The organism is Pseudomonas sp. 8O (genome assembly GCF_902506495.1).
Taxonomy (GTDB): Bacteria; Pseudomonadota; Gammaproteobacteria; order Pseudomonadales; family Pseudomonadaceae; genus Aquipseudomonas; species Aquipseudomonas chaetocerotis.
Map to the genome: position 1 here is coordinate 1,510,306 of NZ_LR733264.1, position 23,677 is coordinate 1,533,982.

General features: G+C 61.1%; 22 protein-coding genes, 4 tRNA genes and 1 pseudogene. 11 read left to right on the forward strand and 16 right to left on the reverse strand.

Annotated elements, in window-relative coordinates; genetic code table 11:
- Positions 1–284: 284 nt before the first annotated feature.
- The 10 genes and pseudogenes from GV002_RS09710 to GV002_RS09755 all read right to left on the reverse strand — a co-directional run bounded on the left by GV002_RS09710 (position 285) and on the right by GV002_RS09755 (position 8,409).
- Positions 285–755: a phosphate-starvation-inducible PsiE family protein gene (locus GV002_RS09710; RefSeq protein ID WP_021489146.1), complete on the reverse strand. Its 471-nt coding sequence runs from the start codon at positions 753–755 to the stop codon at positions 285–287.
- 279 nt (positions 756–1,034) lie between these two features.
- Positions 1,035–3,878: a heat shock survival AAA family ATPase ClpK gene (clpK, locus tag GV002_RS09715; RefSeq protein ID WP_160018097.1), complete on the reverse strand. Its 2,844-nt coding sequence runs from the start codon at positions 3,876–3,878 to the stop codon at positions 1,035–1,037.
- A gap of 105 nt (positions 3,879–3,983) precedes the next feature.
- Positions 3,984–4,315: pseudogene (locus tag GV002_RS09720) on the reverse strand (Hsp20/alpha crystallin family protein); the annotation flags it as partial.
- Between the two features lie 314 nt (positions 4,316–4,629).
- Positions 4,630–4,716: transfer RNA gene (locus tag GV002_RS09725), tRNA-Leu, on the reverse strand.
- 122 nt (positions 4,717–4,838) lie between these two features.
- Positions 4,839–4,912 (reverse strand) — tRNA-Cys (locus GV002_RS09730).
- A 38-nt stretch (positions 4,913–4,950) separates the two neighbouring features.
- Positions 4,951–5,026 (reverse strand) — tRNA-Gly (locus GV002_RS09735).
- 67 nt (positions 5,027–5,093) lie between these two features.
- Positions 5,094–5,654, reverse strand: a complete 561-nt coding sequence (gene pgsA, locus GV002_RS09740) for a CDP-diacylglycerol--glycerol-3-phosphate 3-phosphatidyltransferase (RefSeq protein WP_178094638.1) — start codon at positions 5,652–5,654, stop codon at positions 5,094–5,096.
- 33 nt (positions 5,655–5,687) lie between these two features.
- Positions 5,688–7,511 (reverse strand): excinuclease ABC subunit UvrC, encoded by a 1,824-nt coding sequence (gene uvrC, locus GV002_RS09745; protein ID WP_160018099.1) that lies wholly within the window; start codon positions 7,509–7,511, stop codon positions 5,688–5,690.
- Between the two features lie 2 nt (positions 7,512–7,513).
- A complete protein-coding gene (gene uvrY, locus GV002_RS09750) occupies positions 7,514–8,158 on the reverse strand; it encodes a UvrY/SirA/GacA family response regulator transcription factor (RefSeq protein WP_160018100.1) in 645 nt (214 codons plus the stop codon).
- Positions 8,159–8,321: 163 nt separating this feature from the next.
- A tRNA-Ser gene (locus GV002_RS09755) sits at positions 8,322–8,409 on the reverse strand.
- A gap of 164 nt (positions 8,410–8,573) precedes the next feature.
- On the opposite strand from GV002_RS09755, the gene GV002_RS09760 reads away from it, so the two are divergent.
- The 7 genes from GV002_RS09760 (at position 8,574) to GV002_RS09790 (ending at position 12,822) form a co-directional block, all read left to right on the forward strand.
- The gene (locus tag GV002_RS09760) at positions 8,574–9,242 is read left to right on the forward strand and encodes a Bax inhibitor-1/YccA family protein (RefSeq protein WP_160018101.1); all 669 of its coding nucleotides are present in this window, start codon (positions 8,574–8,576) and stop codon (positions 9,240–9,242) included.
- Between the two features lie 133 nt (positions 9,243–9,375).
- On the forward strand, positions 9,376–9,768 hold the full coding sequence (gene tusD / locus GV002_RS09765; protein ID WP_160018102.1) for a sulfurtransferase complex subunit TusD: 393 nt from the start codon (positions 9,376–9,378) through the stop codon (positions 9,766–9,768).
- Entirely contained in the window at positions 9,768–10,127 is a 360-nt protein-coding gene (gene tusC / locus GV002_RS09770) for a sulfurtransferase complex subunit TusC (RefSeq protein ID WP_160018103.1), read from the forward strand. The genes tusD and tusC overlap by 1 nt, the downstream gene beginning before the upstream one ends.
- Positions 10,127–10,426 (forward strand): sulfurtransferase complex subunit TusB, encoded by a 300-nt coding sequence (tusB, locus tag GV002_RS09775; RefSeq protein ID WP_160018104.1) that lies wholly within the window; start codon positions 10,127–10,129, stop codon positions 10,424–10,426. The genes tusC and tusB overlap by 1 nt, the downstream gene beginning before the upstream one ends.
- Positions 10,423–10,758 (forward strand): TusE/DsrC/DsvC family sulfur relay protein, encoded by a 336-nt coding sequence (locus GV002_RS09780; protein ID WP_160018105.1) that lies wholly within the window; start codon positions 10,423–10,425, stop codon positions 10,756–10,758. Before tusB ends, GV002_RS09780 begins: the two co-directional genes overlap by 4 nt.
- Entirely contained in the window at positions 10,755–11,750 is a 996-nt protein-coding gene (locus GV002_RS09785; RefSeq protein ID WP_160018106.1) for a glycosyl transferase family protein, read from the forward strand. The genes GV002_RS09780 and GV002_RS09785 overlap by 4 nt, the downstream gene beginning before the upstream one ends.
- A 73-nt stretch (positions 11,751–11,823) precedes the next feature.
- A complete protein-coding gene (locus GV002_RS09790) occupies positions 11,824–12,822 on the forward strand; it encodes a glutathione S-transferase family protein (protein ID WP_160018107.1) in 999 nt (332 codons plus the stop codon).
- A gap of 53 nt (positions 12,823–12,875) precedes the next feature.
- On the opposite strand, the gene cysG is transcribed toward GV002_RS09790, so the two are convergent.
- The 6 genes from cysG to ftsK form a co-directional block, all read right to left on the reverse strand.
- Entirely contained in the window at positions 12,876–14,264 is a 1,389-nt protein-coding gene (gene cysG, locus GV002_RS09795; protein ID WP_160018108.1) for a siroheme synthase CysG, read from the reverse strand.
- A 165-nt stretch (positions 14,265–14,429) separates the two neighbouring features.
- Positions 14,430–15,710, reverse strand: coding sequence for a serine--tRNA ligase (gene serS / locus GV002_RS09800; protein WP_160018109.1), 1,281 nt, complete (start codon positions 15,708–15,710; stop codon positions 14,430–14,432).
- A 79-nt stretch (positions 15,711–15,789) separates the two neighbouring features.
- The gene (crcB, locus tag GV002_RS09805) at positions 15,790–16,170 is read right to left on the reverse strand and encodes a fluoride efflux transporter CrcB (RefSeq protein ID WP_160018110.1); all 381 of its coding nucleotides are present in this window, start codon (positions 16,168–16,170) and stop codon (positions 15,790–15,792) included.
- Positions 16,170–17,492 carry a replication-associated recombination protein A gene (locus GV002_RS09810; RefSeq protein ID WP_160018111.1) on the reverse strand — a complete coding sequence of 441 codons (1,323 nt, stop codon included), beginning with the start codon at positions 17,490–17,492 and terminating at the stop codon, positions 16,170–16,172. The genes crcB and GV002_RS09810 overlap by 1 nt, the downstream gene beginning before the upstream one ends.
- A gap of 3 nt (positions 17,493–17,495) precedes the next feature.
- Positions 17,496–18,122 carry an outer membrane lipoprotein chaperone LolA gene (gene lolA / locus GV002_RS09815; RefSeq protein WP_017677060.1) on the reverse strand — a complete coding sequence of 209 codons (627 nt, stop codon included), beginning with the start codon at positions 18,120–18,122 and terminating at the stop codon, positions 17,496–17,498.
- Positions 18,123–18,247: 125 nt separating this feature from the next.
- On the reverse strand, positions 18,248–20,653 hold the full coding sequence (gene ftsK / locus GV002_RS09820; RefSeq protein ID WP_372241821.1) for a DNA translocase FtsK: 2,406 nt from the start codon (positions 20,651–20,653) through the stop codon (positions 18,248–18,250).
- A 193-nt stretch (positions 20,654–20,846) separates the two neighbouring features.
- Between ftsK and trxB the strand changes: the two genes are divergently transcribed.
- The 4 genes from trxB (at position 20,847) to infA (ending at position 23,651) form a co-directional block, all read left to right on the forward strand.
- The gene (gene trxB / locus GV002_RS09825; RefSeq protein WP_160018113.1) at positions 20,847–21,797 is read left to right on the forward strand and encodes a thioredoxin-disulfide reductase; all 951 of its coding nucleotides are present in this window, start codon (positions 20,847–20,849) and stop codon (positions 21,795–21,797) included.
- A gap of 55 nt (positions 21,798–21,852) precedes the next feature.
- Complete coding sequence (gene aat / locus GV002_RS09830) at positions 21,853–22,533, forward strand: leucyl/phenylalanyl-tRNA--protein transferase (RefSeq protein ID WP_160018114.1); 681 nt, start codon at positions 21,853–21,855, stop codon at positions 22,531–22,533.
- A gap of 54 nt (positions 22,534–22,587) precedes the next feature.
- Positions 22,588–23,295 carry an arginyltransferase gene (locus GV002_RS09835; RefSeq protein WP_160018115.1) on the forward strand — a complete coding sequence of 236 codons (708 nt, stop codon included), beginning with the start codon at positions 22,588–22,590 and terminating at the stop codon, positions 23,293–23,295.
- A 137-nt stretch (positions 23,296–23,432) separates the two neighbouring features.
- Positions 23,433–23,651 carry a translation initiation factor IF-1 gene (gene infA, locus GV002_RS09840; RefSeq protein WP_002553999.1) on the forward strand — a complete coding sequence of 73 codons (219 nt, stop codon included), beginning with the start codon at positions 23,433–23,435 and terminating at the stop codon, positions 23,649–23,651.
- The last annotated feature ends 26 nt before the right edge of the window (positions 23,652–23,677 follow it).

Genomic DNA, 23,677 nt, shown 5'->3' on the forward strand with positions numbered 1-23,677 from the left:
TTCGTACACCCTCGATTTCTGGTGTTTCATCCGACTGGATGGCATACGTGGCATACAACCTCAGCGTCAGCGCTTTAGCCGCCACCGGTTCGAATGACAAGACGAATAGGCTTGCTCGCAGGGTGCCCCGCAGTCCCCTTTCGCCAAGTAAAAGGCCGACGGCGAGTGCGGCGATCCTGATCGAAGTCCAAACCGGTAGCGCTGTTTTCAGGCAGTTACGCAAGCGATGCCGTGACCAGACTCGACGTTTGTGGCGTGGGCCACTTGCTGTCAGGCATGGCGTTCTAGACAATTCGGTCATCGCGCTCACGCAACAGCCAATAGGTCAGCCCCAGGGCCAGAGTGGCGCCGGCCAGCGCCGCGACTTTGGCCGGGCCGACATCGGGATCGAGAATCACGAACTTGCGGGACAGCGCAATCAACCCTATCAGGATGACCGTCTTGACCTGAATGATGCTGTCACGGCGCAGGGCCACGCGCACGATGGAGTGCTTGAATTCCATCGCGATCAGAAGCGTCATGATCATGCCGAACACACTCTGGAAGATCTTGTGGTCGAGTGGATTGAATGCATCGATGATCAGCAGGCTGAAGACAATCTGAATCAGCTGCACCAGAGACACCACGATAATCACCGCCATCACCGCAGAAAGGATGATGGCGACGGCCTGCTCGAAGCGTTCGTAAAACGTCATCACCGCCCAGTCGCGACGGAGTCGTTCGAGTGTCGTCCCGGTCTGATTGCTGTTGTTCATGTGCCACTCCTTCAGAAACAGGCCAGTCCTACGAGAAATCGCGGTCGCTGCACCTCTAGGCCTTCGTCCATGTCGAAGCGCGTGAACGTGTCGCGGGTGATGCCTGCAGCCCACCAGGTCGTCACGACAGGATGTCGTGCAGCCTGGGGTACTCCACCACGCGCGCACAGTAACGTCCTACTTGAATTGGCCGGGCTCGAGCCGAAAGATGCCCGGCACATCAAAGAGAACATACGGGCTGCCCGTCTCCCATTTTCAGGATTAGGGCAGCCCCGTGCTTCATGCTTTGCCACTTTCGGACTTCTTCTTGCGCGCCCCCTTGCTCGACTCCTTGGACGAGTCCGACGGTTGCGCAGATTCAGGTGGAGCTTCGGCGCTGGCCGGAGCGGCTGGCTTGCGTTCGAAGGCAACCCGCTCCGCCTTGTCGTCCCAACGTGCACGGGCGTGATCGCCCTTGCCTATGCCACCGCCGAGCATCTCGCGCGCCAGTGCCGTTTCCAGCTCGCTGCGAATCAGTCGTTTGAGCTCGCGAGCACCGAATTCGGGCTTGTAGCCTTCTTCCGCGAAGTGATCGACCAGCGTCCCATCGAACGTCAGCGTCACGCCCTGGCTCGCGGCATTGCGCGCCACGCGATCGAGTTGCAGGCCGACGATGTGGCGGATCTCCTCCTTGCCCAGCGCATGGAAGACGATGAGCTCGTCGATGCGGTTGAGGAACTCGGGGCGGAAGTGCCCGCGCAGCACGTCCATCACCTCTGCCTTGGTCTTCTCGTACTCCTCGCCGGCCGCTCCGCGCGCCTTCAGCCGGCGCTGAATGATGTCGGATCCCAGGTTCGACGTGGCGATGATGATGGTGTTGGTGAAGTCCACCACGCGACCCTTACCGTCGGTGAGCCGCCCGTCGTCGAACACCTGCAGCAGGATGTTGTAGACGTCGGGGTGGGCCTTCTCTATCTCATCGAGCAGCAGCACGCTGTAAGGCTTGCGACGGACCTTCTCCGTGAGCTGGCCGCCTTCGTCATAGCCGACGTAGCCCGGCGGAGCGCCCACCAGCCGCGCCACGGTATGACGCTCGCCGTACTCCGACATGTCGATGCGCAACAAGGCGCCCTCGTTGCCGTAGATGGATTCGGCCAGCGCCTTGGCGAGTTCGGTCTTGCCGACGCCGGTTGGGCCCAGGAACAGGAACGTGGCCACGGGCTTGCTGCCTTCGCGCAGACCCGCGCGCGACAGCCGCACCGCATCCGCTACAGCGCGTACCGCCTCGTCCTGCCCCACCAGGCGCTCATGCAGCCGCTGCTCCAGGTGCAGCAGCTTCGCGCGCTCCTCCACCGTCAGCTCATTGACCGGGATGCCGGTCAGGCGCGAGACGATCTGCGCCACGTGTTCCGCCTTGACTTCGGCGCTGCCTGAGCCGCGTTCGCGTTCCCAGTCCTCGAGCTGCGTCTTGAGTTCGGCTTCCTTGGTTTCGATGCGCTTGCCGACCTCCGCCGCATTGTCGTATTGCTTGCGGGAAGCCAGGTAGTCCTGCTCCCGGCGTAACTGGTGCAGTTCGGCCTCCAACTCCTGCACCGCAACGGGACGGGCCGTCGCCGACAGCTTTACGCGGGCAGCAGCCTGATCGAGCAGATCGATGGCCTTGTCCGGCAGGAAGCGCGCGGTGACATAGCGATCGGCCAGCTCGGCGGCCGCGATGATCGCATCCTCGGTGATGCTGACCTTGTGGTGCGCTTCGAAGGTATCGCGCAGGCCGCGCAGGATCATGATGGTCTGCGCCACCGTTGGCTCGGGCACCATGACCGGTTGGAAGCGCCGCTCCAGCGCGGCGTCTTTCTCGATGTACTTCTGGTACTCGTTGAGCGTCGTCGCGCCGATCAGGTTCAACTCACCGCGCGCCATCATCGGCTTGAAGACGTTGGCCACGTCCAACCCGCCTTCGCCACCACCCTGGCCGGCGCCCACAATGGTGTGCACCTCGTCGATGAAGAGGATCATCTCGCCCTGGTGCTCGGAGATCTCCTTCAGCACCTTCTGCACGCGTTCCTCGAACTCGCCACGGTACTTCGCGCCGGCCACCATGGAATTGATGTTCAGCTCGACCAGGCGCTTGTCGCGCAGCGTCTCGGGCACCTCACCGGCCACCATGCGCTGTGCCAACCCCTCGACGATGGCGGTCTTGCCCACGCCAGGCTCGCCGATCAATACGGGGTTGTTCTTCTTGCGCCGCGCCAGCACCTCGATGGTGGTTTCGATTTCCTGCGCGCGGCCGATGACCGGGTCCAGCTTGCCCGCATGCGCCATCTTGGTGAGATCGCGCGAATACTTGTCGAGCTCCGGCGTATTGGTCGGCGTCTCGGCGCGGCCATCCTCCGCACCTTTGCCGACCACCTTGTTGACCTGCTGGCGCAGGGCCTGCGGCGTGAGGCCATAGCGGCGCAGCAAGTTGGCGGCCAGCCCTTCACCCTCTTCGGCCAGGCCGATCAGGAAGTGCTCGGGCCCGACGTAAGAGTGTCCTAATTCATTGGAGGCGACGAAGGCGCGACTGAGCGCATCCTTCACCCGTGGCGACACGCCGATCTCGCCTTCAAACGGCGTGTCGCCGCGCTTGGCTTCGGCTTCGATCTGGCGTTTGAGGTCATCGACCTTGATCTTGAACTGGCTCAGGATGGTCTTGATCACATCGCTGTCGGCCAGCGCCAGCAGCAGGTGTTCCGTATCGACTTCGGAGCGACCAAAGTCCGCGGCACGCTTGGCAGCTTCCTGTAACAGAGCCTCGGAGTGCTCGCTGATGCGGCTGGCCAACCCGCTGCCACGACGGCGCGGCGTGCCAGAACCTGTGGAGACTGGTTCGCCAAACGACGCATCGACCACTTCGTCGGCATCGGCTGCAACCGGTGCCGACTCTTCTCCGATGCGGAAGAAATCGCTGCCCAGAAAATCTTCGAACAAGCCGCTGCGCGAGCCGAAAAGGGCTTCCAGCGGGGAAATGGTACGTTTTTGCTGACGCACCAGTTGGCGGTAGTGATCGTCACACAACAGCATGGTAGTGAGGCGACCATTGAGATTGGCTTCCACCCGCGCCGTGGCGGGTTGGCCGCAGATTTGACATTGCTTCCTGGCCATGCGGACGCTCCTTGGTCATTGAGATGACTAGGTGCAGCATGCCGCGGCACCTAGTCTCCTGGTGGGACTTCGTGGTGACCGCAGTGGAATATCCGTCTCAACTTCAATCGGAATCGAGCGGCCGTGCTTCGGTGCACTTGCTTCGCGCTTCGAATCCTGTTTGGCATCGTCGGGCAGGTTCAGTGCACACTGGAAACTGCCGTAGGAAAATTCGACACGAGAAAAGCCGCTTCGCTCTTCTCTTGCTCTTGGCGCTTTCACCTCGCACCATCGGCACGTCGTTGTCGGGCGTGATCTGGATATCCTTTTCCTCGACACCGGGACCGTCGAGGGAAATCCTGTGCTGCATCGGTTTCCTGAATATCCAACGCCAGCTTCAGCATGCCTAGCCAATCGAACGGCAAGCGCGGCATGACAAGCGCCGGAAAACCAAATCCAGCCAAGCCCAAGGGGGTTATTGCAATACTTGACAAAGTCTGCGCCTCACAGGCCAGAAGTCAAGAAAAGTATCTAGCTTGAAAGGTGGACGCGGAGAATGGGGTTTTGCGGGGGCAGGCTTGAACACCACGGTGCAACCGGTAGCCAAGACCAGGCCGGCTTGACGGGTGATCATCCGTGGTAGGGATGTTCCATGACATGATGCTGGCAGTAACGCTGATCGGCTGCTTGCTGATCAGATCGATTGCGGATGAATGCGAGGATTGCGGACCAAGCCATGCCGCCGAAAAAACTCGTAAGCGCTTGATTTAAATGGTGCCCGAAGCCGGACTCGAACCGGCACGCCCTTACGAGCGAGAGATTTTAAGTCTCCTGCGTCTACCGATTTCGCCATTCGGGCGGTAGCGCTGTGCGAAGGACCGGACTATATACAGCCCTCCCTGTCCTCGCAAGGTATGCAAAAGCACATCAGGGATAATGAAAAAGGCCTCGTAAATCATGGATCTACGAGGCCTTTTAGATTGGAGGCTGAGGTCGGAATCGAACCGGCGTTCACGGATTTGCAATCCGGTGCATAACCACTCTGCAACTCAGCCATGAAGCAAACGAGCCGCCTTGGCGACTCGTGTAAAACTGGAGCGGGAAACGAGACTCGAACTCGCGACCCCGACCTTGGCAAGGTCGTGCTCTACCAACTGAGCTATTCCCGCTTGTCTTGTCGACGGGCGCCATTCTATAGAATCGAATCGCGCAGTCAACCCTTTGATTCAAAAATACTTATTTCTTTTCCGAGGTGGTGCTGAGGTGCGGCCAGGCGGCCAACAGGTACTGCAGCATCGACCACAATGTCAGCACGGCTGCGACCACCAGCAGGATGTATCCGAGCACGACCCAGAAGGTAAATACCGGTGGATTACCCAGCAAGATGACCAGCGCCAGCATCTGCGCTGCGGTTTTCCACTTGCCAAGGTTGGACACAGCGACATGCGCTCGAGCACCGAGCTCGGCCATCCATTCACGCAATGCAGACACTACTATCTCGCGTCCGATGATGGTCGCGGCAGCCAGGGTCAGCCAGAGATTGGAGTGTTCGGCAGCCAGCAGCACCAACGCCACAGCCACCATCAATTTGTCTGCGACCGGGTCGAGGAAGGCACCAAAAGGAGTGCCCTGCTCCCAGCGGCGGGCTAGATAGCCATCAAGCCAGTCAGTCACGGCAGCAACAGCGAAGACGCCGCTGGCAGCCCAATAACTCCAGGAAAACGGTAAGTAGAACAACAGGATAAAGACCGGGATCAGCGCGACCCGGAGCACGGTAAGCAAGTTGGGGATGTTCATCGGCACAACTGGGCTGCGAGGTGAGCGAGTATTCTACTCGCTGTGCAGAGTGTCATAAATCAACTCGGCGAGCTTTTTACTGATTCCGGGTGCTTTGGCAATTTCTTCGGCGCTGGCACGGGACAATTCCTGCAGGCCGCCAAAGTGATTGAGTAGCTCGCGCCGTCGCTTCGGTCCGATTCCTGCTACCTCCTCCAGCGTCGAGGTGCGCCGCGTCTTGCCGCGGCGAGCACGATGCCCGGTAATCGCAAAACGGTGCGATTCATCACGGATCTGCTGGATCAGATGCAGCGCCGGCGAATTGCCGGGCAAGGTGAACTCATGCTCGGCGTCGTTCAGGTAAAGCACTTCGAGGCCGGGTTTGCGCGTCGTACCCTTGGCCACACCAAGCAAGATCAGATCCGGCACGGCCAATTCCTGCAGCACCTCACGCGCCATGGCCAACTGCCCCTTGCCACCATCCACCAACAGCACATCGGGCAACTTGCCTTCGCCATCCTTGATCTTGCTGAAGCGCCGGGTCAGCGCCTGGTGCATGGCGGCGTAGTCGTCGCCGGCGGTGACGCCTTCAATATTGAAGCGCCGGTAATCGGATTTCAGCGGGCCTTCGGGACCGAATACCACGCAGGAGGCGACCGTCGCCTCACCGCTGGAGTGACTGATATCGAAGCACTCCATGCGCTGCGGCGGTTCGTCCATTTCCAGCACGGCGGCCAGCGCTTCGAAACGCTCGGCCAGGTGTTGCCGATTGGCCAGGCGCGCGGCCAGCGCCTGCTCGGCATTGGTCACGGCGAGCTGCTGCCAGCGCGCACGTGTACCGCGCACGCGCAAACTGATGCTGAGGCTACGGCCGCGTAGCGATTCAATGGCCTCGATCAGCGTGGCGAAGTCCTCATGCTGCACGTTGACGATCAGCTCGCTGGGCAGGTCGCGATCAGCATTGCCCAGGTAGTACTGGGCGAGGAAGGCCATCAGCACATCGCCGCCTTCCTCCTCGATCGCCACCTGCGGGAAGAAATTCTTGCTGCCCAATACGCGCCCACCCCGCACACTGATCAGGTGCACACAGGCGCCGCCTGGGGTAAGCATTACCGCAACCACATCGACATCGCCGGTACCGCCTTCCATGCTCTGCTGATCCTGCACACGACGCAGCAAGGCGATCTGATCGCGCAGCTCAGCAGCCCGCTCGAACTCCAGCGCCATGGAGGCCTTCTCCATATTGACGGAGAGCTCCTCGCTCAGCGCGTTGCTACGGCCATCGAGGAACATCACCGAGTGGCGCACGTCGTCGGCGTACTCTTCAGGACTGACCAGGCCCACGCAGGGACCTTTGCAGCGTTTGATCTGGTATTGCAGGCAAGGTCGCGTGCGGTTCTTGTAGTAACTGTCCTCGCACTGGCGAACCAGAAAGGTCTTCTGCAACAGGCTAAGACTCTCGCGAATCGCCAAGGCGCTGGGATAAGGGCCGAAATAGCGGCCCTTGGCCTTCTTCGCGCCACGGTGAATGCCGAGACGCGGAAATTCGCCGTCGGAGAGAAATACGTAGGGGTAGGACTTATCGTCGCGCAGCAGGATGTTGTACGGCGGCCGCCATTCCTTGATCAGCGTCTGTTCGAGCAACAGCGCCTCGGTCTCGTTGGCGGTGATGGTGGTTTCGATCTGCGCGATGCGCGCCACCAGCGCTGCGGTCTTGGGTGCCTGGCCGGTCTTGCGAAAGTAACTGGAGAGACGCTTCTTGAGGTTCTTTGCCTTGCCGACGTAGAGCAGACGGGTCTCGCCATCGAACATGCGATAGACACCAGGGCGACCGCTGCAGGTCGCCAGGAAGGCACTCGAATCGAATGGGGCGGACATTATCAGCTGACGGCGTCGACCATGCCGTGGCGAACCGCGAGCAGAGCCAACTCGACGTCACTGGTGATGGAAAGCTTCTCGAAAATGCGGTAGCGGTAGGTGTTGACCGTCTTCGGCGACAGGCAGAGCTTGTCCGAGATGTTCTGCACCTTGTGGCAGTTGGCGATCATCAGGGCGATCTGGATTTCACGCTCGGACAACAGATCGAATGGCGAGCTATTGGTCTGCGGCTGGAATGATTTCAGCGCAAGTTGCTGGGCGATCTGCGGATCGATGTAGCGTTGGCCGGCGAATACGAGGCGAATAGCCTGCACCATCTCATCCAGCGCCGCGCCCTTGGTCAGATAACCGGCGGCGCCCGCCTGCAGCAAACGCGTCGGGAAAGGATCTTCCTCGCACACGGTGACGGCGACGATCTTGATGTTGGGATGACTGCGCATCAGCTTGCGAGTGGCTTCCAGGCCGCCAATGCCGGGCATCTTGACGTCCATCAAGACGACATCAGGCTTGAGCTCGCGAACCTTGAGCAGGGCTTCTTCGCCGGTGCAGGCTTCGCCCACGACTTGCAGACCGTCGATATCGGACAGCATACGGGTGATGCCCGTGCGGACCAGATCGTGATCATCGACAACCAGGACCCTAATCAATCGCCACCTCGTTGCACCTTGTCAGCCACCGTGCAACGACGGTGAGATTGAACTTGCCGGTCACCTTAACAAAAAGCCAGGGCCTGACCTAGCTTGGCGCACGAGAGTCAAAAAGCAAGCGCCAGATTAAGATCAGCAATTGCGTCGTGGCAATTTAGAGAATTGGCGGAAGCGGTGAGATTCGAACTCACGGATAGTTGCCCATCGACGGTTTTCAAGACCGTTGCCTTAAACCACTCGGCCACGCTTCCAAATTCTGAGCGTGGAGGCCAGGACTGAAACCTCCACAGCAGTGCGGGCGGCAATCTTACCGGAACGCAACACACTGTCAAACTCTAAGTCTTGGCAGGCAATCCTGCTCTGTTATGATCCGATGCATCTGGATTTAAAGCCTCATAGCCACAGGAGCGTCGCCATGCAAGAGCGAGATTATGCACTCAACCATTCTCAGGTTGAGCAACAGGAAGTCAGCAGCGTTCTGCGCAATACCTACGGCCTACTGGCCATCACCCTGGCCTTCAGCGGCCTGGTTGCCTTCATCTCGCAGCGCGCCAACGTTCCTTACCCGAACATCTTCGTTGTGCTGATCGGCTTCTACGGCCTGTTCTTCCTCACTGCCAAGCTGCGCAACTCTTCGTGGGGCCTGCTTTCTACTCTCGCGCTGACCGGTTTCATGGGTTACACCCTGGGCCCGATCCTCAATCGCTACCTGGGCATGGCGAACGGCGCTGAAGTCATCAGCTCCGCCTTTGCCATGACCGCGCTGGTGTTCTTTGGCCTGTCTGCCTACGTGCTGACCACCCGTAAGGACATGAGCTTCCTCAGCGGCTTCATCACTGCAGGCTTCTTCGTTCTGCTGGGCGCCGTGGTTGCCAGTTTCTTCTTCCAGATCAGCGGCTTGCAACTGGCGATCAGTGCTGGCTTCGTGCTGTTCTCCTCGGCATGCATCCTGTTCCAAACCAGCGCCATCATCCATGGTGGTGAGCGCAACTACATCATGGCAACCATCAGCCTGTACGTATCGATCTACAACCTGTTCGTCAGCCTGCTGCAGATCTTCGGCATCATGGGCGGCGACGACTGATAACTTTCGTCCCCCTTCAAGCCCGCTTAGGCGGGCTTTTTCTTGCGCGCCTTTCTGCCTCCGCTGCAGTGATTCTTTGTTTGCCAGCGATCCTGGTCTTATCATTGGCACAGTTTGCCTCGTTGGACGCCCCATGAAGTTTGCCATTGCCCTGTTCGCCGCTCCTCATCTGCCGGCCTCTCGCCGCGCCCTGCGCTTTGCCCAGGCGACATTGGCCGGCGGCCACGAAATCGTTCGCCTGTTCTTCTATCAGGACGGCGTGCACAGCGCTGCCAGCAACGTGGTCAGCCCTCAGGACGAGCTGGATCTACCCATGGAGTGGCGCGAGTTCGTCAGCACCAACGGGCTGGACGCCGTGGTCTGTATTGCCGCTGCCCTGCGTCGCGGCGTGCTCAATACCGAAGAAGCACAGCGCTATGCCAGGCCGGCTGCCAACCTCGGAGCTCCCTGGGAGCTATCCGGGTTAGGCCAACTACATGAAGCGGCGCAACAGGCCGACCGACTGATCTGCTTCGGAGGCCAATAGTGAGCAAGTCCCTGCTGATCATCAGCCGTCAAGCCCCCTGGAGTGGCCCCGGCGCTCGCGAAGCGCTGGATATCGCCCTGGCCGGCGGCGCCTTCGACCTGCCAATCGGCATGCTGTTTCTCGACGACGGCGTATTCCAGCTGAGCAAGGCCCAGCAACCGGGTGCGCTACAGCAGAAAGACCTTGGCGCGAATCTACAGGCTCTGCCGATGTTCGGAGTAGAACGTCTGTACGCCAGCCAGCGCAGCCTGGCCGAGCGCGGCCTGAGCGATGCCGAACTGAACCTGGCGGTAGAGCGACTGGACGACAGCGCGCTGACCACCCTACTCGATCATTATGACCAGGTGATCACCCTCTGATGGCCACCCTGCACATGCTTTCCCATTCACCGTTTGCCGATAGCCGCCTGGCCAGCTGCCTGCGCCTGCTGGGCGCTGCTGATGCCATACTGCTCAGCGGCGATGCGGTCTACGCGCTACAACCCGGCACAGCCAACCTGCAGGCGCTGCAACTGATGCCCGCCAGCGTTGCGCTCTATGCCCTGGACGAAGACCTCACCGCCCGCGGCATGCAGGCGCCCGAGCGCGCACAGGTCGTGGACTATCCAGGGTTCGTCGAGCTATGCACCCGCTACGCCAAGGTCAACAGCTGGTTATGAGCACGCTCAACGTCGCCGGACGTGAAATTGCGCTGGACAAGGACGGCTACCTGATCGACTTGCAGGATTGGTCACGCCCCGTAGCCGAGGCGCTGGCCGCAGCGGAAGCGTTGCAGCTGAGTGACGAGCACTGGGAAGTTCTCGAACTGCTGCGAGCCTTCTACGCCGAGTTTCAGCTATCGCCGGCCAACCGTCCGCTGATCAAGTACGCCGCCCTGAAACTGGGCACGGACAAAGGCAACAGCCTGCACCTCAATCGCCTGTTCAAGGGCACGCCCGCCAAACTCGCCGCCAAGCTAGCCGGCCTGCCGAAACCGACCAATTGCCTATGAACCTGATCACGCCCGCCGAACACCCCTTCGCCCAATTCGTGCGCATTCTCGGCAAGGGCAAGCGCGGTGCGCGCGGCCTGACTCGTGAGGAAGCCCGCGAAGCCATGGGCATGTTGCTCGATGGCAAGGTCGAGGACACCCAGCTCGGCGCCTTTCTGATGTTGCTGCGGCACAAGGAAGAAAGCGCCGAGGAACTTGCCGGCTTCACCGAAGCCATCCGCTCCAGGCTCTCTGCCCCCGCCATCGAGGTCGACCTGGACTGGCCCAGCTATGCCGGCAAGAAACGCCACCTGCCCTGGTATCTGCTGGCTGCCAAGGCGCTGGCCGCCAACGGCGTGCGCATCTTCATGCACGGAGGCGGCGCCCATACCGCAGGCCGTCTGTATATCGAGCAGTTGCTGGAGCAACTGGATATCCCTGGCTGCGACGACTGGCAGGCAGTGAAAGCAGCGCTCGACAAGCACAACCTGGCCTTCAGCTACCTGGGCAGCTGGCTGCCGGCGCTGCAACGCATGATCGACCTGCGTAACACCCTGGGCCTGCGCTCGCCCATCCATTCCCTTGCTCGAGTGATCAACCCGCTCAGCGCCCGCTGCGGACTGCAGAGCATCTTCCACCCCGGCTATCAGGCCGTGCACCGCGAAGCCAGTCGCCTGTTGGGTGACCACGCCATCGTGATCAAGGGCGAAGGCGGCGAGATCGAGGTCAACCCGGACGGTGTGTGCCATCTCTACGGCACCCTCGATGGCGAGGACTGGGACGAAGAATGGCCTGCGCTGTCGGCACAACGCCATGTCAAACCCGAACGACTCGACCCGGCCGTGCTGGGCGCATTCTGGCGCGGCGAGCATGATGACGCATACGGTCGCCTGGCAGTGATCGCCACCATGGCCGTCGCATTGCGTGGCCTGGGCCTGGGCCGTGAAGAGGCGTTCCAGCAGGCCAGGCAATACTGGGATGCACGCCTTCAATCTAACCTGCCGATTATTTAAGCCAGCTTTTTCCACCGTCCAATCGAGTTCATGACGTTAGACTCCGGATTCACTCAAAACGGAGGCAAACGTCATGGGCTTGTTGATTGATGGACGCTGGCACGACCAGTGGTACGACACCGGCGACAGCGGCCGCTTCCAGCGCGAAAGCGCACAACGCCGCAACTGGGTAACCGCCGACGGCAGCGCCGGGTCAAATGGCGACGGCGGCTTCAAAGCAGAGGCTGGGCGTTATCACCTGTACGTCTCGCTGGCCTGCCCCTGGGCTCACCGCACCCTGCTCCTGCGCCAGCTCAAAGGCCTCGAATCGCTGATCGATGTATCGGTGGTGAGCTGGCTGATGCGCGAACAGGGCTGGACCTTCGACCGCAACTTCGGCTCCAGCGGTGACCACCTCGACAACCTGAGCTTCATGCATCAGCGCTACACCGCCGATGATCGTCATTACACCGGCCGCGTCACTGTGCCCGTGCTATGGGACAAGCAGACTGGCGGTATCGTCAGTAACGAATCGGCGGAAATCATCCGCATGTTCAACAGCGCATTCGATAGCCTCACCGGCAACGGCCTGGACTTCTACCCCGAGTCGCTGCGTGAGCGTATCGACCAGCTCAACGAGCGCATCTATCCGGCGGTGAACAATGGCGTTTACCGCGCAGGCTTTGCCACCACCCAGGAAGCTTATGAAGAGGCCTTCGACGAGCTGTTCGCCATGCTCGATGAACTGGATGCGCTGTTGGGAGAGAATCGCTATCTGGCCGGCGAATACATGACAGAAGCGGACATTCGCCTCTTCACGACGCTGATTCGCTTCGATGCCGTCTATCACGGGCATTTCAAATGCAACCTGCGACGTATCGAGGACTACCCGAACCTGTCCAACTGGCTGCGCGAGCTCTATCAGTGGCCAGGCATCGCCGAGACGGTGGACTTCACCCACATCAAATCGCACTACTATGCCAGCCACGCCACCATCAACCCGACTGGCGTGGTGCCCAAAGGGCCGCAGCAGGATTTCACTCGCGCGCATGATCGCAAGCACCTGCCGGGTAAAGGTGTGTTTCAGCACTAGAGTGACGGCGGATGATGGCTGAAGCCCGATAACGAGGCTTCAGCCACAACGCGTCAGATGCGGTTCTGGGCGCCTTCGAACCAGGCCAGCTTGTCACGCAGGGTGACCACCTCCCCGACGATTACCAGCGTGGGCGCATGCACGTCGTGCTCGGCCACCAGCTGCGGCAGAGTCTCCAGGGTACCGGTGAATACCCGCTGATTCTGCGTGGTGCCTTGCTGCACAAGTGCCGCAGGCGTAGTGCCTGAACGGCCGTGAGCGATCAGCTGCTCGCAGATTCCCGGCAGGCCAACCAATCCCATGTAGAACACCAGTGTTTGCCCTGGTGCCACCAGGTCTTGCCACGGCAGGTTGCTGCTACCGTCCTTGAGGTGACCGGTGACGAAACGCACTGACTGCGCATGATCGCGGTGGGTCAACGGGATGCCAGCATAGGCCGCACAACCGGACGCAGCGGTGATGCCCGGCACGACCTGGAAGGGAATATCTTCCGCCGCCAGTTGCTCGATCTCCTCACCACCACGACCGAAGATGAACGGATCGCCGCCCTTCAGACGCAGCACACGCTTGCCCTGGCGGGCCAGGTCGATCAGCAACTGGTTGATCTGCTCCTGCGGCACGGCGTGATCGGAGCGGCGCTTGCCGACATAGATACGCTCAGCATCACGACGACACAGCTCGATGATGGCGGGCGCTACCAGGCGGTCGTACAACACCACATCGGCTTGCTGCATCAGACGCAGGGCGCGGAACGTCAGCAGATCGGGATCGCCCGGCCCGGCACCGACCAGATAGACCTCGCCCAGCGCACGTGGCGCCGCGCCAGCCAGACGCTCCTCCAGCAAGCGCTCGCCCTCCTCCGGCTTGCCGGCAAACACGCTCTCGGCGATCTGCCCCTGGAAGACGTCTTCCCAGAACACGCGGCGCTGCTGCACATCGGGAAACAGCTGCTTGACCCGCTCACGGAAGCGCTTGCCCAGATTGGCCAATTGGCCGTAGGTAGCCGGAATCCAGGTTTCGATCTTGGCGCGGATCAGCCGTGCCAGCACCGGTGCGTCGCCGCCACTGCTGACCGCGACGATCAAGGGCGAACGATCGACGATGGCCGGAAAGATCACGCTGCATAGCGCCGGCGCATCCACCACGTTGACGGGAATGCCCAACGCCTGGGCCTCGGTGGAAATCTGTGCATTGAGCGGCACGTCATCAGTCGCGGCAATGACCAGGGCAACACCCTGCAAATCGCTGCTCGCGTAGCCACGCAGGAAGATGCCGCCAGGGCCGGCCAGCTCCTGCAGCTCGCCACGGATCTCCGGGGCGACCACGCGCAAAACAGCACCAGCGTCGCTTAGCAGGCGCGCCTTGCGCAGCGCGACCTCACCACCGCCAATCACCAGTACCAGACGACCCTGCAGCTTGTGGAACAGCGGAAGGAATTGCATAAATCAGCCTCGAATGAGGTGGGAAGGCGAACGACGGGCTCGTAGGGTGCGCCATGCGCACCGAACCAGGCTGAAAGACCTTGGTGCGCACAGCGCACCCTACGCCCATCGCCAGGCGCGCCGCCTGTAAACGGGGCAGCCGCACTACCCCGCTTTAGTACCGGCTCAGCCGATCACTTCGATGCCGCCCATATAAGGCTTCAGAACCTCGGGCACGCGGATACTGCCGTCGGCCTGCTGGTAATTCTCCAGTACCGCCACCAAGGTACGGCCGACCGCCAGGCCGGAGCCGTTGAGCGTATGCAGCAGCTCCGGCTTGCCGGTTTCCGGGTTGCGGTAGCGCGCCTGCATGCGGCGCGCCTGGAAGTCGCCGCAGTTGGAGCAGGAAGAAATCTCACGGTACTTGTCCTGGCTCGGCACCCAGACTTCCAGGTCATAAGTCTTCACTGCGGAGAAGCCCATATCACCGGTGCACAGGGCCAGCTTGCGATACGGCAGCTCCAGCAGTTGCAGCACGCGCTCGGCGTTTGCGGTCATGCCTTCCAGGGCCTCGAAGGACTGGGACGGCTCGACGATCTGCACCATCTCGACCTTGTCGAACTGGTGCTGGCGGATCATGCCGCGCGTATCGCGACCGGATGCACCCGCCTCACTGCGGAAGCACGGCGTGTGGGCGACGAACTTCAGCGGCAGCTGTTTGGCATCGAGAATTTCACCGGCGACGATATTGGTCAGCGAGACCTCGGCAGTCGGGATCAGGTACAGATCGGCCTGGTCTTCACGGCCAATCTTGAACAGGTCTTCCTCGAACTTCGGCAACTGACCGGTGCCCTGCAACGCCGGAGCTTGGACCAAGTACGGCGTGTAGGCCTCTTCGTAACCGTGCTCGCCGGTGTGCAGGTTGATCATGAACTGCGCCAGGGCGCGATGCAGGCGGGCGATGGGGCCGCGCAACAGAGCAAAGCGTGCCCCGGAAAGCTTGGCGGCGGTCTCGAAGTCCAGCCAGCCGTGTTGCTCGCCCAGCGCGACGTGGTCCTTGATCTCGAAATCGAAGCTGCGCGGAGTGCCCCAGCGCGCCACCTCGACGTTGTCGTCTTCATCCGCGCCGACCGGCACGGACTCGTGCGGCAGGTTGGGGATGTTCAGCAGCAGGTTGTCCAGCTCGTTCTGGATCGCGTCCAGCTCGCGCTTGCCGGCTTCCAGGTCGCTACCCATCTGATCGACTTCCGCCAGCAACGGAGCGATATCTTCGCCACGCGCCTTGGCCTGGCCGATGGACTTGGAACGGCTGTTGCGCTCGGCCTGCAGTTGCTCGGTGCGTACCTGCACCGACTTGCGCTGACTCTCCAGGGCCTCGAAGCGGGCGACGTCGAGGGCAAAGCCACGGGTGGCGAGGCGCTCGGCGATTTCGGTGAGTTGCGTGCGGACAAGTTTGGAATCGAGCATGTTCGGGTCTCAATACATCGACGAAAAAAATGGCGGCCACCAGCGTGACGCGGGTTGCCGAGTGTAAAGCCTTAGCGGGTCAGGATGCCAATCGGGCCAGGCTCAGACCAGCCCAGGCGGCCAGCAGCCCCCCCATGATACTGAGCGCCAGGTAACCGAGCGCTTCAGGGGCGCGACCGCCCTCCATCAGTTTCATGATTTCCAGACTGAAAGACGAAAAAGTGGTGAAGCCCCCCAGAACACCAGTGATCAGTCCGGTCCGTAGCTCCAGCGGCAGGTCGCTACGGGTAAGGAACAGACCGGACAGCAGACCAATCAGCAGGCAACCGATGATGTTTACCGCAAAGGTGCCCAGATAGAAATGCCGGGGCCAGTTGCCCGCTACCCAGCTGGCAACCAGAAAGCGCATAACCGAACCAGCCGCGCCCCCCACAGCTACGGCAAGCGCCACACGAATCATCACGTTCTCCTCTGCTTAGGACTATCGGCGTCCAGACTACGCAGATGTTGCAATTTGTCGCGAATCTTCAACTCCAGGCCGCGTGGCACCGGGTCGTAATACTGACGCGGCTGCAGACTCTCCGGAAAATAATCCTCACCTGCGGCGTAAGCATCCGGCTCATCATGGGCGTAGCGGTATTCATCGCCGTAACCGAGCTGCTTCATCAGCTTGGTCGGCGCGTTGCGCAGGTGCAGCGGTACTTCCTGCGAGCCCTGCTCAGCGGCATCACGCATGGCAGCCTTGAAGGCCGTGTACACCGCGTTGCTCTTCGGTGCGCAGGCCAGATAGACGATGGCCTGGGCGACGGCCAACTCGCCTTCCGGACTGCCCAGGCGCTCCTGCACGTCCCAGGCATTGAGGCACAAGGTCAGTGCGCGCGGATCGGCGTTGCCGATGTCCTCGCTGGCCATGCGCACCACACGGCGGGCGATGTACAGCGGGTCGCAGCCACCGTCGAGCATGCGCGCGTACCAGTAAAGTGCGCCGTCCGGGCTGGAACCGCGCACCGACTTGTGCAGCGCGGAAATCTGGTCGTAGAAGGCTTCGCCGCCCTTGTCGAAACGGCGCCGGCTGTCGCCCAGCAGGTTCTGCAGCAACTCCACGCCGATCTCGCCATTGTCCTCGGCCAGATCGGCGGCGTTCTCGAGAAAGTTGAGCAAGCGACGGCCGTCGCCATCGGCAGCGGCCAGAAGAATCTTAAAAGCCTCGTCTGGCAGGCCGAGATGACGTTCGCCCAGGCCTTTCGGGTCGGTTAACGCGCGATTGACCAGCTTGCGCATGGCGCCTTCGTCGAGGCTCTTGAGCACGTAGACACGCGCACGCGACAGCAGTGCATTGTTCAGCTCGAATGAAGGGTTCTCGGTGGTGGCACCGATGAAAATCAGCGTGCCGTCTTCCACGTAGGGCAGGAAGGCGTCCTGCTGGCTCTTGTTGAAGCGATGCACTTCGTCGACGAAGAGAATCGTGCGACGACCATATTGCGCAGCGTGCTGCTGGGCGACCTCGACCGCCTGACGAATCTCCTTGACCCCGGATAGCACGGCGGAGATGGTTTCGAAATGCGCGTCTGTGACCTTGGCCAGCAGCCGCGCCAGGGTGGTCTTGCCCACCCCTGGCGGCCCCCAGAAGATCATCGAGTGCAGCGCCCCCTGCTCCAGCGCCTCACGCAACGGCTTGCCCGGCGCCAGCACGTGCTCCTGTCCGACGTATTCGTCCAGGCTGGTAGCACGTAAACGCGCAGCCAAAGGCTGCGCGACGGGTTGGCGACCGAACAGATCCACGCCTTACTCCTGGATGACGTCCGCGCCTTCCGGAATGTCGAAGGTGAACAGATGGTCTTCGACCGGCTCGTTCATCTTCACATTCAGGAAAAGGATGTTGGTGCGCTGGCCAATGCTGTCGATCAGTTGCATGTCGTTGAGGACGCGATTGCGGAACGACAGGCGCAGGCTGTCGAACAAGCTGTCCTTGGCCTTGGGCTTGAGAATGAAGTCGACCACACTACCGCCTTCCTTGTAGTCGATCTCGAAGTTTTCGCGAATCTGCGAGACATCGCCGGAGAGCAACAACGCCGGGGTGTGGGTCAGGCGCTGATCGAGCGTCTGAATGGTGACCTGCTCCAGATCCGGATCGTAAAGCCAGACCTTCTCGCCATTGGAAACCAGCAATTGCTCCATGGGCTGGTCGGTGTGCCAACGGAACATGCCCGGACGCTTGAGCGCCAGTTGCCCTGCGGTTTCCTGCAGTTGAGTGCCGCTGGCGTCGAGGGTCAGCTGAGAGAAGCGCGCACTGATGGTTTGCGCCTGGCTGAGCAATTCGCTCAAGCGCTTGGTGGCCGCCTCTTCATCAGCCTGGGCGGTCAGCAGGGTAAAGCTCAAAGCAGCCAGCATCAGCAGGCGAATAACACGCATATAAACCCCTTGAGTCCGTATGAGAATGGCGAGGCGACTCCGTACCTCGCACTGCTCGGCAGCCCCTTGGCTGCCGTGAATCCTGTAGACCGCGAATTCAGCGGTTTATCCACGAGGCGTAACACTCAGTCGCGGGATGAACCGGGTGCAAGCACCTCGCGAGATCCGTTGGTATTCATCGAGCTGACCACGCCAGCCAATTCCATCGCCTCGATCATCCGCGCGGCACGGTTGTAGCCGATCTTCAGCTTGCGCTGTACGGCGGAAATGGAAGCGCGACGGCTTTCCAGCACGAAGTTGACCGCTTCGTCGTACAACGGGTCTTCCTCGCTGCCCTCGCCGCCTTCACCACTCCCACCTTCGAAGCTGCCGCCACCCTCTTCGGCGCCGGCGAGAATGTCTTCGTTGTAATCCGGCGCACCGCGCAGCTTCCAGGCTTCGACCACGCGATGCACTTCATCGTCCGAGACGAAGGCGCCGTGAACACGAATGGGCAAGCTGGTACCCGGCGGCATGTAGAGCATGTCACCGTGACCGAGCAGCTGCTCGGCGCCACCCTGGTCGATGATGGTGCGCGAGTCGATCTTACTCGACACCTGGAACGCCATACGGGTCGGGATGTTGGCCTTGATCAGACCCGTGATAACGTCCACGGATGGGCGCTGGGTGGCGAGAATCAGGTGAATACCCGCCGCACGCGCCTTCTGGGCGATACGAGCGATCAGCTCTTCAACCTTCTTGCCGACGATCATCATCATGTCAGCGAATTCGTCGACTACCACCACGATGGTCGGCAGCGGCTTGAGCAGCGGCGCTTCGTCGTCCATGTTTTCGCGGCGGAACAGCGGATCGGACAACGGCTCGCCAGCCTCGATGGCATCCTTGACCTTGCGGTTGAAGCCCGCCAGGTTGCGCACGCCCATTTTCGACATCAGCTTGTAGCGCCGCTCCATCTCGGCAACGCTCCAACGCAGGGCGTTGGCCGCTTCCTTCATGTCGGTGACAACCGGGCAAAGCAGGTGCGGAATGCCTTCGTAGATCGACAACTCGAGCATTTTCGGGTCGATCATGATCAGTTTGGCGTCTTCCGGGCTCGACTTGAACAGAATCGACAGAATCATCGCATTCACGCCCACCGACTTACCGGAACCGGTGGTACCAGCCACCAGTAGGTGCGGCATCTTGGCCAGATCGGTGATAACCGGCTTGCCGCCAATGTCATGCCCCAGCGCCAGGGTCACTGGCGACTTGGCATCGTCGTATTCAGGCGTCGACAGCACTTCCGAGAAACGCACGATCTGGCGGTTCTCGTTGGGAATCTCGATACCGACAGTGGTCTTGCCCGGAATGACCTCCACGACCCGCACGCTGGTCACCGCCAGCGAACGCGCCAGGTCCTTGGCCAGGTTGGCAATGCGGCTGACCTTGACCCCGGCGGCCGGCTGGATTTCGTAGCGCGTGATCACCGGGCCCGGATGGATCGAGTCCACCGCGACCTCGACACCGAACTCCTTGAGCTTGATTTCCAGAAGGTGGCCGACGCCCTTGAGCGACTCAGGCGAGTACTCGACCTTCTTGGCCTCCGCCGGGTCGAGCAGGGAAATCGGCGGCAAGGTGCCTTCCACCGCGCTGTCGACGAACAGTGGCGCCTGCTTTTCCTTCTGCACGCGCTTGCTCGGCTCTGGCGCCTTGGCCACTGGCGGCGGCGCAATTACCGGCGCTGGACGTTTCTCGCGCTCGCTCATGTGCTTGCTCAGCGACTCTTCGCGTTCGAGCAGACGCTCCTTGACCTTGGCCTGTTCACGACGATCCGACACCACTGGCGCAGCCACCTCGGTGACCCGTTCGTCCAGCTCGCGCAGCTGAATCTTCATCTGTTTGCGCTCGCTACGGGCATTCCACCAGCCAGTGATGGCGCTATGAATCAGCTCGATCAGGTCGAGGGTGATCTTGCCGGTCAGATCCATCACGCGGAACCAGGACAGGTCGGTGAACACAGTCAGACCGAACAGGAACAGCGCCAGGAATAACAGCGTGCTGCCCTGCACGTTCAACGCATGCACGGCCAGATCGCCCAGGCTGGCACCGAGCATGCCGCCACCGGACCCCTGCATACCGGCGGCCGCTGCAAAATGAATATCGCCAAGCGCAGCCCCGGAAAGAATCAGGAAGACCAGGCCGATGCTGTGCCAGGAAAACAGCCAGCCGTTCCAGTGCCAGGGTTGATTGCGGGTGCGAAACACCTGCCAGGTCTTGGCGGCCAGCAGGAGCGGGAAGATGTAGGCGAAGTAACCCAGCGCGCCGAACAGTGCGCTGGAGAGCCAGGCGCCAATGCTGCCGCCGGCGTTGATGATGCGCTCGACCTGCACACTGTTGTCCCAGGCCGGGTCGGCGACGTTATAGGTCAACAGTGCCATCAGCAGGTACAGGCACAGAGCGCCCAGGGCGATCAATGCGCCTTCCTTCAGTCGATACTGAAGCTTCTGACGCCAGTCGGTAATCTGGGTGGTGGAATTCTTCAAAACAGCCATTTCCTGCGCCCTTGGCGCGTCCATCTGATGGTTAACCGCGAAGCGGCCTATTGTAGGGCCAGCCTGACGCCCAGGCCAATTGCCAAGCTCCCGCACCCACCCCGCTTCGGTGTAGCATAGCCGCCAGCAGCTTCCATGCGGCTCAATTGGAGCACGCATTCTCTTTTGTGACAAAGGCTTATGGGGGTTTTTTATGAGCGAAGTCAAGCATTCCCGCCTGATCATCCTGGGTTCCGGCCCTGCCGGTTACAGCGCCGCCGTTTATGCTGCGCGCGCCAATCTCAAGCCCGTGGTCATCACCGGCATCCAGCCTGGCGGTCAGCTCACCACCACCACCGAAGTGGACAACTGGCCGGGCGACGTCGAAGGCCTCACCGGCCCGGCCCTGATGGAGCGCATGCAGAAGCACGCTGAACGCTTCGACACCGAGATCCTCTACGACCACATCCATACCGCCGAGTTGCAGAGCCGCCCCTTCGTGCTCAAGGGCGACAGTGGCACCTATAGCTGCGATGCCCTGATCATCGCTACCGGCGCCAGCGCCCAGTACCTTGGCCTGCCGTCGGAAGAGGCCTTCTCCGGCAAGGGCGTCTCCGCCTGCGCCACCTGCGATGGCTTCTTCTATCGCAACCAGGTGGTCGCCGTGATCGGTGGCGGCAACACCGCTGTGGAAGAGGCGCTGTACCTGTCGAACATCGCCAAGGAAGTGCACCTGGTGCACCGTCGCGACAAACTGCGCTCGGAGAAGATCCTGCAGGACAAACTGTTCGACAAGGTCGAGAACGGCAACATGCGCCTGCACTGGAACCACACCCTGGACGAAGTGCTGGGCGACCAGACCGGCGTGACCGGTATGCGCCTGAAAAGCACCATGGACGGCAGCACCAAGGAGCTGGATCTGGCTGGCGTGTTCATCGCAATCGGCCACAAGCCCAACACCGAGCTGTTCGTCGGCCAGCTGGACATGCATGACGGCTACCTGAAGATCAAGGGCGGCAGCGAAGGCAATGCCACTGCCACCAGCATCGAAGGTGTGTTCGCCGCTGGCGACGTGGCCGACCACATCTACCGCCAGGCCATCACCTCGGCAGGCGCAGGCTGCATGGCCGCGCTGGATGTCGAAAAGTTTCTCGACGGCAATTGATGGACAAGGGCGAGCGTCACAGCTCGCCCTACCCTCTCCCGCTGGACAAGCGCACATGCTGACCTGGCTGCAACGTGACTCACTGCAGTTTCCGCCACTGGCAAAAGCCATGCGTGAACCCAACGGCCTGCTGGCTGCCGGCGGCGACCTGAGCGCCGACCGCCTGATCAGCGCCTATCGGCACGGCTGCTTCCCCTGGTTTCAGGATGGCCAGCCGATTCTCTGGTGGTCGCCCGATCCGCGCACCGTTCTGTTCCCTGATGAGCTGCATGTTTCCCGCAGCCTGGCCAAACTGCTGCGCCAGCAGCGCTATCGCGTTACCTTCGACCAGGACTTCGCCGCTGTCATACAGGCCTGCGCCGAGCCACGCATTTACGCTGATGGGACCTGGATTACTCGCGACATGCAGGAGGCTTACCTGCAGCTGCATCAGCGCGGTATCGCCCACTCCGTGGAAGTTTGGAGTGGAGACGAGTTGGTCGGCGGACTTTACGGTCTGGCGATGGGGCAATTGTTTTTTGGTGAATCGATGTTCAGTCGCACCGACAACGCCTCCAAGGTCGGTTTCGCCACCCTGGTCGGCAAGCTGCGAGACTGGGGCTTCGTCCTCATCGACTGCCAGATGCCCACGCAGCACCTGCACAGCTTCGGCGCCAGGGCCATACCGCGCGCCAGCTTCGCCGAGTATCTGCAGCGTCATCTTGATCTGGCTTCCAGTGCAGACTGGCTCGCCTAGTCGATCTTCGCAGCCTGGCATACACTCTTTATCAGGCTTCCCCGAGACACCGCCATGACCGAGCTGGCCCGCCTGAAGTTCTATGCCACTCAACCCCATCCATGCAGCTATCTGCCGGAAGAACAGGCCACCACCCTGTTTCTTGACCCCAGCCAGCCCATGGATGTGCTGGTTTATGCAGAACTTTCGGAAATGGGCTTTCGCCGCAGCGGCGACCACCTCTACCGACCACATTGCCAGCAGTGCAGCGCCTGCATTCCTGCGCGCATTCCTGCTGCACGCTTCACACCTAACCGCCAGCAGCGACGCATCCTCAAACGCAATGAAGACATCGTCGTTCGCTGTGTGCGCCCGGCATTCACTGAAGAGTATTACGATCTCTACGTGGTCTATATCGAGCAGCGCCACGCTGACGGTGACATGTACCCACCGAGCCGCGACCAGTTCTCGACCTTTCTGATTCGCGACCTGCCGTTCTCACGTTTCTATGAGTTTCGTCTGCAGGGCAGACTGGTCGCCATCGCAGTCACTGACGTTCTGCCAAACGGCCTGTCGGCGGTTTATACCTTCTATGACCCCACCGAAGAACGCCGCAGCCTGGGGCGATTCGCCATCCTCTGGCAAATTGGCGAAGCCGAGCGCCTGGGACTGGAGGCCGTCTACCTCGGCTACTGGATCAAGAATTGTCGCAAGATGAACTACAAGACCCAGTACCGCCCCATCGAACTCTTCGTCAATCAGCGCTGGACACTGCTCACCTAGCCCCTCTGCCACCACCCCAGCCAGCTCGACACTCCAAGCCACTTGGCGCAGCCCCCTGTTTTCGGGCACAATGCACGCCGCTTTTGCCTGGCGCCAGTTGCACCGGGCCATTTCCTGGATACCGAGGGCTTTACTGCATGTCGAAAGAAGACAGCTTCGAAATGGAAGGCACTGTCGTCGACACCCTGCCCAACACCATGTTCCGCGTGGAGTTGGAAAACGGGCACGTCGTTACCGCGCACATCTCCGGCAAGATGCGCAAGAACTACATCCGCATTCTCACTGGTGACAAGGTGCGCGTTGAGCTGACACCTTATGACTTGAGCAAGGGCCGCATCACCTACCGCGCCCGTTAAGCCAAGCACCAAACGAAAACGCCCGG